16 protein-coding genes are annotated in these 15,689 nt (G+C 71.8%); 10 read left to right on the top strand and 6 right to left on the bottom strand.

The genetic code is table 11. The features are described 5' to 3' along the window. Positions 1 to 245, top strand: a 245-nt coding sequence (locus JHE00_RS00005; protein WP_200313432.1) for a hypothetical protein, incomplete at its 5' end; no start/stop codon positions are given. A 17-nt stretch (positions 246 to 262) separates the two neighbouring features. Here the strand turns inward: JHE00_RS00005 and JHE00_RS00010 are convergent. After that, the gene (locus JHE00_RS00010; RefSeq protein ID WP_200313435.1) at positions 263 to 835 is read right to left on the bottom strand and encodes a TetR/AcrR family transcriptional regulator; all 573 of its coding nucleotides are present in this window, start codon (positions 833 to 835) and stop codon (positions 263 to 265) included. A 99-nt stretch (positions 836 to 934) separates the two neighbouring features. Here JHE00_RS00010 and JHE00_RS00015 point away from each other — a divergent pair, with 99 nt between their 5' ends. After that, entirely contained in the window at positions 935 to 1,519 is a 585-nt protein-coding gene (locus tag JHE00_RS00015) for a dihydrofolate reductase family protein (RefSeq protein ID WP_200313437.1), read from the top strand. A gap of 4 nt (positions 1,520 to 1,523) precedes the next feature. On the opposite strand, the gene JHE00_RS00020 is transcribed toward JHE00_RS00015, so the two are convergent. The 3 genes from JHE00_RS00020 to JHE00_RS00030 all read right to left on the bottom strand — a co-directional run bounded on the left by JHE00_RS00020 (position 1,524) and on the right by JHE00_RS00030 (position 5,032). Then, positions 1,524 to 2,378 (bottom strand): arylamine N-acetyltransferase family protein, encoded by an 855-nt coding sequence (locus JHE00_RS00020; RefSeq protein ID WP_200313439.1) that lies wholly within the window; start codon positions 2,376 to 2,378, stop codon positions 1,524 to 1,526. Positions 2,379 to 2,469: 91 nt separating this feature from the next. After that, positions 2,470 to 3,480, bottom strand: a complete 1,011-nt coding sequence (locus JHE00_RS00025; RefSeq protein ID WP_200313441.1) for an NAD(P)-dependent oxidoreductase — start codon at positions 3,478 to 3,480, stop codon at positions 2,470 to 2,472. A 43-nt stretch (positions 3,481 to 3,523) separates the two neighbouring features. Further along, positions 3,524 to 5,032, bottom strand: coding sequence for an FGGY family carbohydrate kinase (locus JHE00_RS00030; protein WP_200313443.1), 1,509 nt, complete (start codon positions 5,030 to 5,032; stop codon positions 3,524 to 3,526). A 183-nt stretch (positions 5,033 to 5,215) separates the two neighbouring features. On the opposite strand from JHE00_RS00030, the gene JHE00_RS00035 reads away from it, so the two are divergent. From JHE00_RS00035 to JHE00_RS00045, 3 genes are read left to right on the top strand one after another with little or no spacing between them, the layout of a single operon-like run. Next, entirely contained in the window at positions 5,216 to 6,514 is a 1,299-nt protein-coding gene (locus JHE00_RS00035; protein WP_200313445.1) for an MFS transporter, read from the top strand. Positions 6,515 to 6,559: 45 nt separating this feature from the next. Continuing rightward, positions 6,560 to 7,528 carry a sugar-binding transcriptional regulator gene (locus JHE00_RS00040; protein WP_200313447.1) on the top strand — a complete coding sequence of 323 codons (969 nt, stop codon included), beginning with the start codon at positions 6,560 to 6,562 and terminating at the stop codon, positions 7,526 to 7,528. Then, positions 7,528 to 8,163, top strand: a complete 636-nt coding sequence (locus JHE00_RS00045; protein WP_200313449.1) for a class II aldolase/adducin family protein — start codon at positions 7,528 to 7,530, stop codon at positions 8,161 to 8,163. Before JHE00_RS00040 ends, JHE00_RS00045 begins: the two co-directional genes overlap by 1 nt. Positions 8,164 to 8,196: 33 nt before the next feature. Here JHE00_RS00045 and JHE00_RS00050 read toward each other — a convergent pair whose 3' ends face one another. After that, positions 8,197 to 9,024, bottom strand: a complete 828-nt coding sequence (locus JHE00_RS00050; protein ID WP_200313451.1) for a mycofactocin-coupled SDR family oxidoreductase — start codon at positions 9,022 to 9,024, stop codon at positions 8,197 to 8,199. 129 nt (positions 9,025 to 9,153) lie between these two features. On the opposite strand from JHE00_RS00050, the gene JHE00_RS00055 reads away from it, so the two are divergent. The 5 genes from JHE00_RS00055 (at position 9,154) to JHE00_RS00075 (ending at position 14,856) form a co-directional block, all read left to right on the top strand. Next, positions 9,154 to 9,759, top strand: a complete 606-nt coding sequence (locus JHE00_RS00055; protein ID WP_200313453.1) for an acyl-CoA-like ligand-binding transcription factor — start codon at positions 9,154 to 9,156, stop codon at positions 9,757 to 9,759. A 430-nt stretch (positions 9,760 to 10,189) separates the two neighbouring features. Next, positions 10,190 to 11,629, top strand: coding sequence for a GntP family permease (locus JHE00_RS00060; protein ID WP_200313455.1), 1,440 nt, complete (start codon positions 10,190 to 10,192; stop codon positions 11,627 to 11,629). 40 nt (positions 11,630 to 11,669) lie between these two features. Next, a complete protein-coding gene (locus JHE00_RS00065) occupies positions 11,670 to 12,908 on the top strand; it encodes a CaiB/BaiF CoA transferase family protein (protein WP_200313457.1) in 1,239 nt (412 codons plus the stop codon). Beyond that, positions 12,905 to 13,834, top strand: coding sequence for a hydroxymethylglutaryl-CoA lyase-like TIM-barrel protein (locus JHE00_RS00070; RefSeq protein WP_200313459.1), 930 nt, complete (start codon positions 12,905 to 12,907; stop codon positions 13,832 to 13,834). Before JHE00_RS00065 ends, JHE00_RS00070 begins: the two co-directional genes overlap by 4 nt. Then, complete coding sequence (locus JHE00_RS00075; RefSeq protein WP_307831745.1) at positions 13,831 to 14,856, top strand: 2-hydroxyacid dehydrogenase; 1,026 nt, start codon at positions 13,831 to 13,833, stop codon at positions 14,854 to 14,856. Before JHE00_RS00070 ends, JHE00_RS00075 begins: the two co-directional genes overlap by 4 nt. Here the strand turns inward: JHE00_RS00075 and JHE00_RS00080 are convergent. Beyond that, positions 14,822 to 15,634: an IclR family transcriptional regulator gene (locus tag JHE00_RS00080; RefSeq protein ID WP_200313461.1), complete on the bottom strand. Its 813-nt coding sequence runs from the start codon at positions 15,632 to 15,634 to the stop codon at positions 14,822 to 14,824. The genes JHE00_RS00075 and JHE00_RS00080 overlap by 35 nt on opposite strands. Between the last annotated feature and the right edge of the window lie 55 nt (positions 15,635 to 15,689).

Consider the following 15,689-nt stretch of genomic DNA (forward strand, 5'->3'; position numbering starts at 1 on the left):
ACCTGGCCGTGGGGGAGGAGGAGCCGCCGTTGTTGCTGCTGGCCTCGGCCGAGCGGCTCGACCAGAGCGTGGTCACCGAGCTCAAACAGACCCTGCAGGCCCACCGCGGCGACACCCCCGTCCGGCTGACGCTGGTCACCGGCCGCCGCGAGCGCCGCTACGCCCTCGACGACTACCCCGTCACGGTCAGCTCGATGCTGCTCGGTGAGCTGAAGGGGATCCCGGGCATTTCCTGTGCCCGGTGACGACTCCGCCCGGGTGACTACTCCGGTAGTGCGCTCGCGACGATCAGATCCACGAGCGCGGTGACGTCGTGCTCGGCGAGGACGTCCGGCGTCGTCAGGTGCTCCACGAGCAGCCCGGTCATCGCGAAGTACAGCAGCAGCACGGTGTCCGCGCCGCCGGGCAGTCCGGCGTCGACGTGGAAGCCGACGTTGGCGGCGAGGTTGTCGCGCAGCGTCTCCGTCAGCGCCTCGCGCAGTGCCGGGCGCCGCGTGGCCTCGAGCCGGAGCTCCAGCAGCGCGAGGTAGCCCGCGCGGTCGGCGAGCATCCGGTCGCGCAGGTCGTGCATCAGGCGGAAGACCAGCGCGCGGTCGCGCGGCGCCGCCATCAGCCCGGCGAGCACGGTCTCGTCCGGGGTGAGCCGCACGTGGATGTGCAGGCCCGCCTGGTGCAGCAGCTCGTCGCGGCCCGCGAAGTAGTTGGACGCCGTGCCGGGCGGAACTCCCGCCTCCGTGTCGACCGCGCGGAACGTCAGTCCCCGGGCGCCGTCGCGTGCCAGTACCTCTATCGCCGCATCGGCCAGTGCCGTCCGCCTGGCCTCGTTGCGCACCATGCCGCCTCCGGAAAAGTCCTTGCAACCACTCCGGACATAGTACTACAAATAGAGTGGTTGCCGGGATGGTCCGGCACGACGGCCCCCAAGGAGCACCGCATGCGAACACTGACCTACTTCGTCGCCTCGACCATCGACGGCGTGATCGCGGGGCCCGACGGCGGCGATCCCTCCGGCCCGGACGGCTTCTTCGTCATGGAGGGCGACCACATGCGGGACCTGCTCAGCGACTGGCCCGACATCCTGCCGGCGCCGGCCCGCGCCGCACTCGGCATCGACGCGCCCCCGACGCGCTTCGACACCGTGCTCGAAGGCAGGGCGTCCTATCAGGTGGGGCTCGACCTGGGCGTGACCGACGCCTACCCGCACCTGGAGCACTACGTCTTCTCGCGCACCCTCACCGAGTGTCCCGATCCGGGCGTGCACCTGGTCTCCGGCGACCCGGTGGAGACCGTGCGCGAGCTGAAGCGGCGCGACGGCCTCGGCATCTGGCTGGTCGGCGGCGGCACGCTCGCGAGCGCGCTGCGCTCGGAGATCGACGAGCTCATCGTGAAGCTGCATCCGGTGGTGGCGGGCGCGGGAATCCCGCTGTTCGGCGGAGAGTTCGGCCCCCAGCGCTTCGACCTCACCGACGTCCGTCGCTTCGACAGCGGCGTGCTGTACCTGACCTACACGCGGCGCTGAGGGCTCACTCGGTGCCCGCGTAGCGCTCTCGGACGAGGTCCAGTTCGGCGGGGGAGAGGTCGAGATCCAGTGAGCGCAGCGTCTCCCCGAGCTGATCCGGCTCGATCGTGCGGTGCTCGTCCGGTCCGTCGGCGTGCTCCACGACGAGGTCGCCGCCGATGATCTTGCGGCAGATCCCCTCGGACAGGCGCATCACCACGAGCCTGCCGGTGAACGGCGAGCGCGGATGCGTGGCCACGTAGTGGTTGAAGACCTCGTAGTCGATCGGGTACTGCGCGGTCGCGTCGAACGAGTACTGCGTCTCCCACATGCCGTCGGTGAGCTTGTCGAGGCGCCAGCCCGCGCCCTCGGCGATGAGCCGGTGCGGCCAGCCTGCCTGGTCGCGCTCGCTGCCGTCGGTCAGCGGCATGGGCCGCATGACGCTCGCGCCGAAGCCGACGTCGGCGAGGAAGTCGGCGCCGTCCACGCGGACGCGCAGGTTCATGTGGGTGTTCGGGCCGGGGTGGTCGGGCTGCACGCGCGCCGCCTGCCGGTGCACGTCGTAGCCGAGCTGCTCCAGCGCGGCCGCGAAGAGCAGGTTGTGCTCGTAGCAGTAGCCGCCGCGACGACGGCGCACGAGCTTGTCCGCGATGTCGCCCAGCGCGAGCGAAGGCGAGCGGCCCAGCAGCGGATCGATGTTCTCGAACGGGATCGCGTGGACGTGGGCCGCGTGCAGGTCGCTCAGCGCGGCGGCCGAGGGCGCGGTGTGCGGCAGCCCGAGGCGATCCAGGTAGGCGTCGAGGTCGAGGTCGTCGCTGTGCCAGACCTCGGTGCCGCCCGGTCTCGTCGTGGTGTTCACGGTCTTCGCGGTGTCAGGCATGGCTCCAGGCTCACACCTCCAGCGCGATGGAAGTCAAGCACCGTGCCGGTGATCACCCGCGGCCCGGCGTGCTCGCCGGGCCGCGGGGAGGTCAGGCGCCGGTGCGCAGGGCGTCGGCGTTGGCGACGGCAGCGGGCCGCCGTCCGCTGTGCCAGGCGCGCAGGGCCTCGGCGGCGAGGCGCGAATGCGCCACGATCACGTCGTCCGAGGCGCCGCCGATGTGCGGTGTCAGGGTCACCGTGGGCAGCGACAGCAGCGGGTGGTCGCGCGGGATCGGCTCGGTCCAGAACACGTCCAGCCCGGCGCCGGCGAGGTGCCCGCTGCGCAGCGCCTCGATCAGCGGCGCCTCCTCGACGACGGCCGCCCGGCCCGCGTTGATCAGGTACGAACCCGCGCGCATCGCCGCGATCTGCTCCGCGCCGAGCAGCCCGATCGTCGACTCGGCCAGCGGCACGTGCACGCTGACCACGTCGGAGGCGGCCAGCAGGTCCTCGAGCGGTACGACACGGGCCTCCTCGCCGAACGCGTCCTCGGCCAGGAACGGGTCGTACACCAGCACGGTCATGCCGAACGCGCGCGCCCTCGCCAGCACCCGCCTGCCGACCGCCCCGCCGCCGAGGATGCCGAGCGTGCGCCCGGTGAGGCTCAGCCCCCGGAACTCGCGGTAGGGCGCGAAGACATCGTCGGTGCTCCACGCGCCGGAACGCAGCCACGCCTCGGCGCGGGAGGTGTTGCGCAGGGTGGACAGCAGCAGCGCGAACGTGAGGTCCGCCGTCACGTCGGCGTTGCGCCCCGGCGTGGTGGCCACGGGGATGCCGCGCCGTGTGCAGGCGTCCAGGTCGATGTTCACCGGCGCGGCGCGGCAGGACACCGCGAGCCGCAGCCCGCCCGCGATCGCCAGCGCGCGGTCGTCGAGCAGGTCCAGCTCGCACACCACGGCGTCGGCCGCGGCGAGCTCGTCGTCGAGACCGGCGTCGGCGAGCGACCGTCCGCTGTCCGACGGCGGCGTGAGCACCAGGTCGAAGTCCGCGGCGAGCTCGTCGGCCACCGCCTGGTCGAACGCCGCGGTGACGAGCACTCGTGGCTTGCCCGCTGAGGTCATGGTTCGTGCGCTCCTTGTCTGGTGTGGACTGTGGTCTTGTGCGTCAGCGCAGGGCCCGCAGTGCCGGCCAGTGCGGCCGTACGGCGTCGCGCACCGCGGTGAACGTGCGGAACTGGGCGTCGTGCGCGGCCGTGGCCTCCGGATCGGGTGTGAAGACGTCGAGTTCGCCCACGAACGCGGCGGCGGCCTCGGCGAGTCCCGTGCCCGACAGCGCACGCAGCGCCAGTGCCGCGGCGCCGCGCGCACCCGGTTCGGCCGCGACGGCCCGCTCCACCACCGCGCCCGTCACGTCGGCGACGATCTGGCAGAGCAGTCCGCTGGTGGCGGCGCCGCCGCAGAGCCGGATGGTGCCGTTCGCGCCGGGTGCTCCCAGTGCGTCGCGGCACTCGCGCAGGCTCAGCGCGAGTCCCTCGTAGACCGCGCGCAACAGCTGGCCCGCGCCGGTTTCGGTGGACAGACCGAGCCAGGCCGCGGAGGCGTGCACGTCGGCGAACGGTGCGCGCTCGCCGGACTCGGCGCCGTAGGGCAGGTACAGCACCCCGCCTGCGCCGGGCGGCACCGCGCCCGCCTGCCGCTCGATGGTGTCCCAGTCGGCGTCGCGCAGCCCGAGGGTCGTGCGCACCCAGTCGAGGTTGGGCGTGCCCGACATGGGGCACAGGCACTCCAGCACGGCGTGCTCCTCGCCGGTGGCGACGGTGATGCCGACGTTGGTGCGCAGCTCGTCCGCACTCGCGCGCACGGTGCCGAGGAACGCGGTGGTGCCGAGGATCGAGTAGACCTGGCCCGGTTCGGTCACGCCGAGCCCGACCCCCGCGGCGGCGGTGTCCACCAGCCCGGTCACCACGGGCAGACCGGCGGGCAGGCCGAGTGCGGTGGCGGCCCGGGCGGTGAGCGGCCGGTGCGAGCCCGGCGGGGCGATCGGGGGCAACCAGGCGGCGAACCGTTGGTGCCCGAGCGCGTCGAGAAGCGTCGTCGAGTAGTCGCCGGTGGCGACGTCGAGGTAGGTCCGGGAGGCCTCCGACGCGTCGGTCTCGAGCACGCCGGTGAGCCGCAACCGGATCCAGTCCTTGCAGTTGGCCTGGTGGCGGGCGCGGGCCAGCAGGCCTTCGTCGGTGTGGGCGAGCTCGTCGAGCAGCACGGGCAGCGCCCCGGGGAACAGTGACGAACCGGTGGCGCGCCGGACGGCCTCGGCCCTTCCGTCGCGTTCCCACCGCTCCACGCGGTCGGCGGCGCGGCCGTCGAGCCACAGCACGGCGGGCCCCGCCGGCTCGTGGTGCTCGTCGAGCAGCCACGCGCCGTCGCCCTGGCCGGTGACGCCGAGTGCGCGCACCCGGACCTCGCCCGCGGCGGTCAATGCCGCGCGCACGGTCTCGGTGACGGCGTCCCACACGTCGGTCATGGACTGCTCGGCGTGGCCTCGGCCGGAGCGGGCGACCGGCACCGGAACGCGCGCCGTGCCCAGTTCGGCGCCGCCGGTGGTGACGACGGTGGCCTTGACCGCGGTGGTGCCCGCGTCGATCCCCACGATCGCGTCCGGCAGCTCGGTCATCATGTTCTCCAGTGAACAATTGTGCAATGCGATGCGCTAACGTTCGTCAACGTACGGCCGGTGCGACGCTCGGTCAAACCCGGGTGCCGGGGTTGACAGGTCCGGCCCGCAGGGCTGAAGCTGCGAGCGCAAGTACGATGAATTGAACAATTGTTCAGCCATAGTGGACTCAAGGGAGAGTTCTCCATGTCAGAAGCGGACGACGAACGCGCCTCCGGATTCGCGGGCACGCTCGCGCGGCAGGGAATCGTCCGGCCGCTCGCCTGGGGCTATGTCGCCCTGCTGCTCTTCATGGTCGGCGACGGCATCGAGCTCGGCTTCCTCGCGCCCTACCTGACGTCGCAAGGGTTCGACGCCACCGGAGTGGCCACGCTGATCAGTGCCTACGGCATCGTGGTGGCCGTGGCGGCGTGGCTTGCTGGCGCGCTCGCCGAGGCGTGGGGACCCCGGCGCGTGATGCTGATCGGCTTCGCGATCTGGGTCGTGTTCGAGGTGGTGTTCCTCGGGCTCGGTGTCGCGGCGGGCAACTACGAGATCATGCTCGTCTCCTACGCCATCCGTGGGTTCGGCTATCCGTTCTTCGCCTACGGCTTCCTGGTCTGGGTCACGATGGACACGCCGAAGGCGCTGCTCGGCCGCGCGGTCGGCTGGTACTGGTTCGCCTCCACGGCCGGGCTCGGCGTGGTCAGTTCCTACCTCGCGGGCGCCGTGATCCCGGTGCTCGGAGAGCTCGCCACCCTCTGGCTCTCGCTCGCGTTCGTCGCGGCGGGCGGGCTGATCCTCGTGTTCGCCGTCCGCGCCCGCGCGAGTGCGCCCACCGGTGGCGCGCTGACCAACCTCCGGCAGGTCGTGCGCGGCCTCACCGTCGTGCGCTCGCACCCGAAGGTCGGCATCGGCGGTGTCGTGCGCATCATCAACACCCTGTGCTTCTACGCGTTCCCGGTGTTCCTGGCGACGCACATGGTCAACGACGTCGGCTTCTCGCTGCCGCAATGGCAGACGATCTGGGGCACGATGCTGTTCGCCAACATCGTCGGCAACGTCGCCGCCGGCTACCTCGGCGACAAGCTGGGCCGGGTCAACGTCGTCGCGTGGTTCGGCGGGCTCGGCTGTGTGGTCACCGTGCTCGGCATGTACTACGTGCCGGAGTGGCTCGGGCCCAACTTCGCCGCGGCGATGGCCGTCGCGATCCTGCTGGGGCTGGCGATGGCGGCCTACGTCCCGCTGAGCGCCATCGTCCCGCTGCTCGCCCCGGCCCAGAAGGCCGCGGCCGTGGCGATCCTGAACCTCGGCGCCGGGCTGAGCAACGCCACCGGGCCGCTGCTGGCCCGCGCGTTCCTCGGGCCGATCGGCGTCGCGGGGATGATGTGGCTGCTCGCGGCGATCTACGGCGCCGGCATCGTGCTCACCGTGTTCCTGCGCGAGAACGACGACACGCGCGAGCCCGAGCCGGAAGGTCGTGAGGTCCGTGATCGTGCGGCATGATGGTCGCTGAACACGCGCTCGATCGAAAGAACGGATGTTCATCTCATGGAGTCACGAGAGCTGCAGGGCCGGGTCGCCCGGCTGCACTACCAGCACGGGATGACCCACCAGGAGATCGGCGACCTGCTCGGCCTGTCCCGGGTGAAGGTCACGCGCCTGCTCGCCGACGCCCGCAGGGCCGGGATCGTCGAGATCAGGATCCACAGCTCGAGCAACCCGTTCGAGGACCTGGAGACCGCGCTGGTCGGCCGCTACGGCCTGCAGCAGGCGTGGGTCGCGCCGAGCTTCGCCGACGCGCGGCGTACCTGGGACTCGGTGGGCATGGCGGGTGCGGAATGCCTGCGGGCACTGGTGCCGACCACTGGGACCGTCGCGATCGGACTGTCGTCCAGCGTCGCCGCGATCCTGCCGCACCTGCACCCGGAACCGCGGCCGGACATCGGGTTCGTGCCCTTGGCGGGTAGCTGGGGCGGCATGTCGCGGGGGATGAACCCGCACGAGCTCGCGCTCAAACTCGGCTCCGCGTTCGGTGCGCGCACCTACCATCTGCCCGCGCCCATCCTGGCCTCCACGCCCGAGGCGGGTGCGGCGTTTCGCGAGGACCCCGGCGTGCGCGAGACGATGGCGCTGGCGGGTGGTGCCGACCTGCTGATCGCGGGCGTCGGCGGCATGGACCGCGCGTCCGGCATTCTCGTCGACGCGCTGTCCGCCGCCGAACGGACGCAGCTCGCGGCCGACGGCGCGGTCGGCGACATCTCGGCGCGGTTCTTCGACACCGACGGACGCGGCGTGCCCGGCCGGCTCGACGAGCGCGTGGTGGGCCTGTCGCTCGAGGCGCTGAGCGCCATCCGGCACCGCGTCGCGGTCTCCTTCGGCCCGCACAAGGTCGCCGCGCTCGACACCGCGCTGCGCACCGGCCTGATGAACATGGTCGTCACCGACGTCGACACCGCGAAGTCCCTCACCGGCAAGACCGGAACAGCCCTGCCGGGCACGGAAAGAAAGAGTGGGTAATGAAGAAGGCAACCACCGCAGGCGAACTCGTCGAACAGCTCATCGAGGTCGGCAGGACCGCCGTCGAGCGCGGCTTCGTGCTCGCCAGCGGCGGCAACCTCTCCGCCCGGCTGCCCGGTGCGAGTGAGTTCGTGGTCACCGCGTCCGGCACGTGGCTCGACCGTCTGGTGCCGGAGGACTTCACGACGATGACCGTCGACGGCGAGATCGTGGGTGGTAACCCCGACCCGTCCAGCGAGTGGAAACTGCACCAGCGCAGCTACCGCGTGCGCGACGACGTCAACGCCGTGATCCACATGCACCCGCAGCACACCGTGCTCGTCGACGCGCTCGGCCATCCGATCCGGCTGTTCACCCTGGACCACGCCGTGTACGTGAAGTCGGTGGGCCGCACCGGCTACTACCCGAACGGCTCCGACGAGCTCGCCGACACCGCCGCCGAACAGGCGCGCGTGCACAACTGCGTGATCATGGGCAACCACGGGTGCTCCGCGCTCGGCGAGGACATCGGGATGGCCTTCCGGCGCGCCATGAACCTGGAGGAGGCGGCCACGGCGACCTTCCGCGCGCTCAGCCTCGGCGACACCACCACAGAGTTTCCCGAGGAGGCGTGGAAGTCCCTGCACCACGCCTGAAGCCCACCCGCCGCCGCGTGGCGTGCGCTCCCGTCAGAGCGCTCCGCCCGCGTCGACGACGTGCGTGGTGCCCGTGACGAAGCGCCCCTCGTCGGACACCAGGTACAGCACGGCATTGGTGATGTCGGCCGGTTCGAGCGCGGCGACGGGAAGCCGGTTGAGCGTGCGGGCGGCCTCCTCGAAGTCGGCGCGCGTCGGGTTCTCGAGATCGGGGCGGAACAGCCGGTAGGTGGCCTCGTTGAGGATCATGTCCGTGGCGACCGTGGTGGGATGCACGGTGTTGACGCGGATGCGGTGGGGCGCCAGCTCCTTCGCGAGCACCTTCATCAGCTGCACCAGGCCCGCCTTGGCGGCGCTGTAGTGGGCGGTGTTCTCGTTGGCGTAGAGCGCGGCGAGCGAGCTGGTGATCACCACCGAGCCGCCGCGCCCGCCCGCGACGACGTGCGGGACCGAGGCCTTGAGCGTCTTCCAGACACCGGTGAGGTTGATGTCGATCATGTCCTGCCAGGTCTGCTCGCTCATGTCCAGTGTGGACGCCGGGCTGGAGATGCCCGCGTTGGCGAGCACGACGTCGAGCCTGCCCAATTCGGCGACGCCGCGTTCGACCACGGCGCCGAGCGCGGCGAGGTCACGCACGTCCGCGTCGCCCGTGACGACGCGGCGGCCGGTGGCCTCGACGAGGCGGGCGGTCTCCGCGAGATCCTCGGCGGTGGCGAGGTCGTAGGGAACGCTGCCGACCTTCGCGGTGGTGTCGGTGGCGATGATGTCGGCGCCCTCCTCGGCCAGCCGGACCGCGTGACTGCGGCCCTGCCCCCTGGCGGCGCCCGTGATGAATGCGACCGTGCCGTCCATGCGTCCCATGACCGCCTCCGTGATGTCGACTCTGACCCTCGGATGTTCGCTGGTGAGGAGGTTATGACACAGGGTGTCGTAAGTAAAGGTCGATCACGGTGCGCTTCCGGCGTGGCGACGGCGTGCGACGATTCCGGGATGGAGCCGTCGCCGAGCCGCGTCAACGTCGGTGGCAGGCCTGCCCAGACCAGTGCGCACCAGCTGGCCGAGATCGCGCAGGAACTGTTCCTCGCGCACGGGTTCGAGCGGACCTCGGTCGCCGACATCACCGCGGCGGCGGGGGTGAGCAGGCGGACGTTCTTCCGGTATTTCGCCAGCAAGGCCGACGTGCTGTGGGTGGAGACCCCGGCGGAGCAGGAGCGGCTCCGCGCGCTGCTCGCCGAGGCGCCGCCGGGGGAGTCCTGCGCCGAGGTGCTGTACCGCGTGGTTCCCGAGGCGCTGCGGCATCCGGCGGACCAGCGTCGCTGGGCGCTGCACCGCGCGGAGCTGGTGCTGACCGTGCCCGCGGTGCAGGCGCAGGCGGTGCGGCGCTACGCCGACTGGCGTGCTGTCGTGGCCACGTTCGCCGCGGAGCGGCTCGGTGTGCCCATCGGCGACCTGGTGCCGGTCGCGGTCGGTCACGCGGTGCTCGCGGCGACCGTCGCGTCCCACGAGTACTGGGTCGCCCACCCGGACGAGGACCTGGAGCCGATCCTGGAACGCCTCCTGCGCCTCCTGCTCCCACGGCCGCTGAAGCCCCAGTAACCGCGAGTCCTGCACTCGGGCACGCGAGTCCCCCGTTCGGGCGCGCGAGTCCCGCACTCGGGCGCGCGAGTCCCGCACTCGGGCACGCGAGTCCCGCACTCGGGCACGCGAGTCCCGCGCTCCAGACCGCGAGTTCTGCGTTCCGGTCCTCCGGGCGCGGGGCGGGTCGCTCGCCGCGCCAGCTCGCGCTCGCGTCAGGGCGCACGACTCGCGTTCAGGCTCAGAACCCCTGCCGCTGAACGGGCAACTCGCGTGCCGGAGCGGGGGACTCGCGTGCCGGAGCGGGGGACTCGCGCGCTGGAACGGGGGACTCGCGGCGGACGGGCGTCCGGCTCTGTTGTTGACCCGCATTGTGGGTGTGTGTTCATAATGTGGGGCGCTGCGGGGTCCCGTGGCGCGGTGCAACGTCGCACGACGGACGGACGGGTGAATGTCAGATACGGCAATCCTGATCAACACAGCGGTCGCGATCGTGGCCATCGTGGTCCTGATCGTTCGGTTCAAACTGAACCCGTTGATCGCCCTCGTGGTGGGCGGTTGCTACCTCGGCCTCGCGGCCGGGCTCGGCGCGGGCGGCACGGTGGACGCGATCACCACCGGATTCGGCGACATCATGGCCGAGATCGGCCTGCTGATCGCCTTCGGTGTGCTCATGGGCGCGATCCTGCGCGACCTGCGCGCCATCGAGCGCCTGGTGGAGAGACTGCTGCGCGTGGTGGGGCCCAAACGCATCCCGACCGCCATGGGCCTGACGATCTCGACGTTCCTGCAGTCGATCTACCTCGACGTCCTGCTCGTGATCTCGGCGCCGCTGGCCAGGGGCATCGCGCCGCGGCTCGGCAAGTACGGCACCGCGCGCATGGCGACGGCGCTCGCCATCGGCCTCGAGTGCGGCATCGTGTTCACCATCCCCGGCGTCGGCGCGCTCGCGCTGGCGGGGCTGCTCAACGTCCCGCTCGGCACGTACCTGCTCTACGGCCTGATCGTCGTGATCCCGACCGTGATCATCGCGACGACGCTCATGACCTTCGTGCTCACCAGGGGCTGGTGGAAACCGGAGCTCGACGAGCAGAGCGACGCGGTCCCGTCGGACGCTCCCGAGGGCGACATCGCGGCCGAGCGTCCCGACGAGCCCGGCCCGGCCGGCAACACCGACCGGTCCGGCACACCCGGCGCCCTAGCGAGCGGCGACACGACGACGCTCACGCCGCGCCGAGTCCGCACCGAGCCACTGCTCGTCGTGCTCTTCGCGCCGCTGGTGGTCGCGCTGCTGCTGGTGGGACTCGGCGCGATCGCCGAGGTCGCCGAGTGGGGCAACCCCGTGGTGCAGTTCCTGTCCAATCCGGTGATCGCGCTGCTGATCGGTCTCGTCGGCACATGCCTGATCGGCCGCAGGTACATGGGCCAGCCCAAGGTCGAGGAGTCGCTCGGCAGCGGATTGCGGCAGAGCGGCCAGATCCTGCTGCTCAGCGGCGTCGGAGGGTCGCTGGCCGCCGTGATCGAGGCCGTCGGGCTCGGCGACATCCTCGGCAAGTACCTGTCCGCGAGCACGTGGGCGCCGCTCGTGGTGGTGTGGGCGATCGCCGCGCTGCTGCACGTCGCCGTGGGCTCGGTGACGATCTCGGCCATCACCGCTGCGGGCCTGCTCGCGCCGGTGGCGCCGTCGCTGGGCCTGGACCCGGTGCTCATCGCGCTGGCCGCCGGTGCGGGCTCGCTGTTCCTGGTGCACCTCACGAGCAACACGTTCTGGCTGCTGCAGTCGCTGCTGGGCCAGACCACGCGCGGGACGTTGAAAACCTGTTCGGTCGGGGTCTCCGTCGCCTCCGTCATCGCGATGGGTCCGATTCTGGTGCTGAGCCTGGTCCTCTGACCGAGGAGCCGGTTCAGCGCAGGGAGGGGAAAGACAAGCAATGCCCAACGAGGGAACACCGCTGCCGCTGCAGGGCGTGCGCGTGGTCGAGCTCGGCAACTACATCGCCGGGCCCACGGCCGGGCGGCTGCTGGCCGACTTCGGCGCCGAGGTGATCAAGGTGGAACGGCCGGGGCGGGGTGACGAGCTGCGCAACTGGCGGCTCTACGCCGGTGACACCTCGATGCTGTTTCGCACCATCAACCGCAACAAGCGCTCCGTGGTGCTCGACCTGCGCACCGAGCAGGGCCGCGAGATCGTGCTCGACCTGGTGCGGCACAGCGACGTCGTGATCGAGAACTTCCGTCCCGGCACTCTCGAGGGCTGGGGGCTCGGCCCGGACGTGCTGGAGGAGGCGAACCCGGACATCGTGCTGGCCCGTATCTCCGCGTTCGGCCAGACCGGTCCGCTGGCGCAGCGCCCCGGGTTCGCCGCCGTCGCCGAGGCGATGGGCGGACTGCGCAATCTCGTGGGGGAGGCCGACCGGCCGCCCTCGCGGGTCGGGGTGTCCATCGGGGACTCGATCGCCGGTCTCTATGCCGCGTTCGGGGTGATGGTGTCGCTGTTCCAGCGTTCCACCACCGGCCACAGCGGATCGATCGGCGACCGCGTGGTGGACGTGGCGCTGCACGAGGCAGTGTTCTCGATGATGGAGTCCCTCGTGCCGGACCACCTCGCCTACGGGGTGGACCGGCAGCGGGTCGGTGGCCGCATGGAGGGGATCGCCCCCACCAACGCCTACGAGTGTCTCGACGGCTCCAGCGTGGTGATCGCGGGCAACGGCGACTCGATCTTCCGGCGCTACATGCTGGCCATCGGCAGGCCCGACCTCGCCGACGATCCCGGCCTGGCCGGCAACGCGCAACGCTGGGCGCGGCGCGACGAACTGGACGACGCGATCGGACAGTGGACGAAGACGCGCACGCGCGACGAGGTGCTCGAGGTCCTCGACGGCGCGGGCGTGCCTGCGGGCCCGATCTACACCGCCGCCGACATCTGCGCCGACGACCAGTACGCGGCCAGGGACATGATCCAGCGGCTGCCCGTCGACGTCGGGGCCGAGCAGCCCGCCGAGGTCGGCTTCCCCGGAGTGGTGCCGGTGCTCGGCGAACGGTCGCTGCCCGTGCGTTCGGCCGGGCCCGACCTCGGCGCGGACACCCGCGACGTGCTCGCCGGGGTGCTGGGCCGCAGCGACGCCGAGATCGACTCGATCGTCCACGAGAGCGAGGAGCGCCGATGACCGCCGTGACCCTGCGCGACGTGACGTTGCGCGACGGCCTGCAGCTGACCGGCAAGGTGCTGCCCACCGAGCGCAAGGTGGAGGTGGTGCGGGAGCTGCTGCGCCTCGGCGTGCCGAGCGTGGAGATCGGCTCGCTCGCGCGGCCGGACCTGGTGCCCTCCATGGCCAACACGGTGGAGCTCGTCGAGCGTCTCGAGCCCGCCGAGCTGGAGCGGTGCTGGGTGTGGGTCGCCACGCCGCGCCATGTCGAGCGCGCCGCCGCGGCGGGTGCGCGCAACTTCCAGTACTGCCTGTCGGTGTCGGACAAGCACAACCGGGCCAACATCGGCCGCTCCACCGACGCGAGCCTGGCGGCGATGCCCTCGGCCGTGGAGCACGCGCTCGGGGTGGGCGGGCGGATCCAGCTGTGCCTGGCGACCTCGTTCACCTGCCCGTTCGACGGCGAGGTCCCGGAGGAGCACGTGCTGGCGATCGCCGGGGACGCCAGGACCGAGGGCGCGGACGACATCGTCGTGTGCGACACCCTCGGGCAGGCCGTGCCCACGCAGGTCACCAGCCTCGTCACGAAGGTCGCCGAACGGACGCCGCCCCGGCGGATCGTCTACCACGGACACGACACGTGGGGCCTCGGCGTGGCGAACTCGCTCGCCGCGGCGGCGGCCGGGGCCTCCGAAGTGGACGGTGCGCTCGGCGGACTGGGCGGGTGCCCGTTCGCGCCCGGCGCCAGCGGCAACGCGGCGACCGAGGACCTGCTGTTCGCGCTGCGGCCCGAGTGGCTCACCCCGGACCGCTTCGCCGCGCTCGTGCGGCTCACCGACGGGCTGCTCGCCGAGCTCGGCGAGCCGAACCGCTCGCGGGCCGTGCAGGGCGCCCACTCCAGCGCCACGGCGTTCCCGTGGGCGCTGGCCTCGCAGGGACAGCCGTGAGCGCTCCGTCCTTTCTGGTCACGACGCCCTTGCCGGAGCCGGGTATGCGGCTGCTGCGCGAGGCGGGCGAGGTCGTGGTGCCCGCGCACCCGCCCTCGGCGGAGCAGCTGCTCCAGGCGTGCGCGTCCGGCCGCCACGACGTGGTCGTCGCGCAGCTCACCGACCACTTCGACGAGGAACTGCTGGCCACGGCGAGGATCCGCGGCGTCTCCAACTACGCCGTGGGCCACGACAACGTGTCCGTGCCCGCCGCGACCCGCCGCGGCATCCTCGTGGGCAACACGCCCGGGGTGCTCACCGACGCCACCGCCGACCTGGCCCTGCTGCTGATCCTCGCCACGGCGCGACGGTGCGTGGAGGCCGACGCGTTCGTCCGGGCGGGGCGCTTCGACGGCTGGCGGCCCGAGTTGCTGCTCGGCGCCGACGTCAGTGGTGCGACGCTAGGCCTCGCGGGTTTTGGCCGGATCGCGCGCGCGACGGCGGAGCGGGCGCTGGGTTTCGGCATGGACGTGCGGTACTGGGCCCGCCGGGGCCCCGTGCCCGAGGCCGAGCTCGGAGCGCTCGCCGGGCGGGTGCGCCACGCGAGCTGGGACGAGGTGGTGCGCGAGAGCGACTTCCTGTCCCTGCACGTGCCCCTGTCGCCCGGCACGCACCACCTCGTCGACGCGGCGACGCTGCGCGCCATGAAGCCCACCGCGTGCCTGATCAACACCGCGCGGGGTCCCGTGGTGGACGAGCACGCGCTGGTCGAGGCGCTGCGCACGGGCGAAATCGCGGGTGCGGGCCTCGACGTCTACGAGCGCGAGCCCGCGCTGGCCGACGGGCTCGCCGAACTCCCGAACACCACGTTGCTGCCGCACGTCGGCAGCGCGACGCGGTCGGTGCGGGCGCGCATGGCGCGGCTGTGCGCGGACAACGCCGTCGCGATGGCGACGGGACGGCGCCCGGCCCATCTCGTGAACCCGGAGGCCTGGGCACAGGCCGCGGTCACGCCGGGAACCGGCCTCCCAGGGCGCGGGTGACCCGTTCGGCATGTTCCACCAGCACATCGACCCACTCGACGCATTGCTCGTAGGGCATGCGCAGCGTCGGACCCTGGATCATCAGCGCGCCCACCAGGTCGGCGGCCGAGTCGAACACCGGCGCGGCGAGTCCCGACGCCCCGTCCACGCGTTCGCCGACCGTGATCGCGTAGCCGTCGGCCGCGGTCTGCTTGATGAGCCTGCGCAGCTCGTCGCTGTTGGTCACCGTGCTGTCGGTGAGCTGGGGGAGCTCACGGCTGAGCACGTCCTCGGCGAGGTCGGGGTTCCACGCGAGCAGCACCCGGCCCGGCGAGCCGACGGTGATCGGCGCGATGCGGCCGACCGACATCTCCCTGCGCAGCGCGTGCCTGGTCTCGGCCACCGCGATGCACACCCGGTGCTCGCCCTCGGCGCGGAAGAAGCACGCCGTCTCGCCGGTCAGGTCGCGCAGGTCCTTGAGCACAGGGTTGACCACGGCGAGCACGTCGAAGTCCTTGGCCGCGGCGGCCGCCCAGTAGGCCATCCGGACACCGATGCGAAAACGGTCATCGGCCCGGTCGAGAAACCCGTTCGCGACCAGGTTGGTCACCAGCCGCTGCACGGTCGACGTGGGCAGACGGGTAGATTGCTGTATCTCGCGCAAGGTCAGCGACGGCTGCTTCAACGTGAAAGCGTTGAGGATTTCCGTGATCTTGCCCAGAACGAGCAGCGGCGTGTGCGTGGCCCCGTCGGTGGCCTTCGCAGGGTCCCGGCCGGCCTCGTCGTTGCGGCTACTCATGGCTGAACACTATGACAAGGAGGACCGTGTTGTCTGAGAACGCCCCGGATGCGGG

The sequence above is a fragment of the Prauserella cavernicola genome (assembly GCF_016595675.1).
Classification (GTDB): domain Bacteria; phylum Actinomycetota; class Actinomycetes; order Mycobacteriales; family Pseudonocardiaceae; genus Prauserella_A; species Prauserella_A cavernicola.

Coding starts and splice junctions, on each gene's coding strand:
- JHE00_RS00065 (WP_200313457.1), top strand. CDS start 11,670: ATGCCCAACGAGGGAACACCGCTGCCGCTGCAGGGCGTGCGCGTGGTC.
- JHE00_RS00035 (WP_200313445.1), top strand. CDS start 5,216: ATGTCAGAAGCGGACGACGAACGCGCCTCCGGATTCGCGGGCACGCTC.
- JHE00_RS00020 (WP_200313439.1), bottom strand. CDS start 2,378: ATGCCTGACACCGCGAAGACCGTGAACACCACGACGAGACCGGGCGGC.
- JHE00_RS00080 (WP_200313461.1), bottom strand. CDS start 15,634: ATGAGTAGCCGCAACGACGAGGCCGGCCGGGACCCTGCGAAGGCCACC.
- JHE00_RS00060 (WP_200313455.1), top strand. CDS start 10,190: ATGTCAGATACGGCAATCCTGATCAACACAGCGGTCGCGATCGTGGCC.
- JHE00_RS00045 (WP_200313449.1), top strand. CDS start 7,528: ATGAAGAAGGCAACCACCGCAGGCGAACTCGTCGAACAGCTCATCGAG.
- JHE00_RS00025 (WP_200313441.1), bottom strand. CDS start 3,480: ATGACCTCAGCGGGCAAGCCACGAGTGCTCGTCACCGCGGCGTTCGAC.
- JHE00_RS00070 (WP_200313459.1), top strand. CDS start 12,905: ATGACCGCCGTGACCCTGCGCGACGTGACGTTGCGCGACGGCCTGCAG.
- JHE00_RS00050 (WP_200313451.1), bottom strand. CDS start 9,024: ATGGGACGCATGGACGGCACGGTCGCATTCATCACGGGCGCCGCCAGG.
- JHE00_RS00015 (WP_200313437.1), top strand. CDS start 935: ATGCGAACACTGACCTACTTCGTCGCCTCGACCATCGACGGCGTGATC.
- JHE00_RS00055 (WP_200313453.1), top strand. CDS start 9,154: ATGGAGCCGTCGCCGAGCCGCGTCAACGTCGGTGGCAGGCCTGCCCAG.
- JHE00_RS00010 (WP_200313435.1), bottom strand. CDS start 835: ATGGTGCGCAACGAGGCCAGGCGGACGGCACTGGCCGATGCGGCGATA.
- JHE00_RS00030 (WP_200313443.1), bottom strand. CDS start 5,032: ATGATGACCGAGCTGCCGGACGCGATCGTGGGGATCGACGCGGGCACC.
- JHE00_RS00040 (WP_200313447.1), top strand. CDS start 6,560: ATGGAGTCACGAGAGCTGCAGGGCCGGGTCGCCCGGCTGCACTACCAG.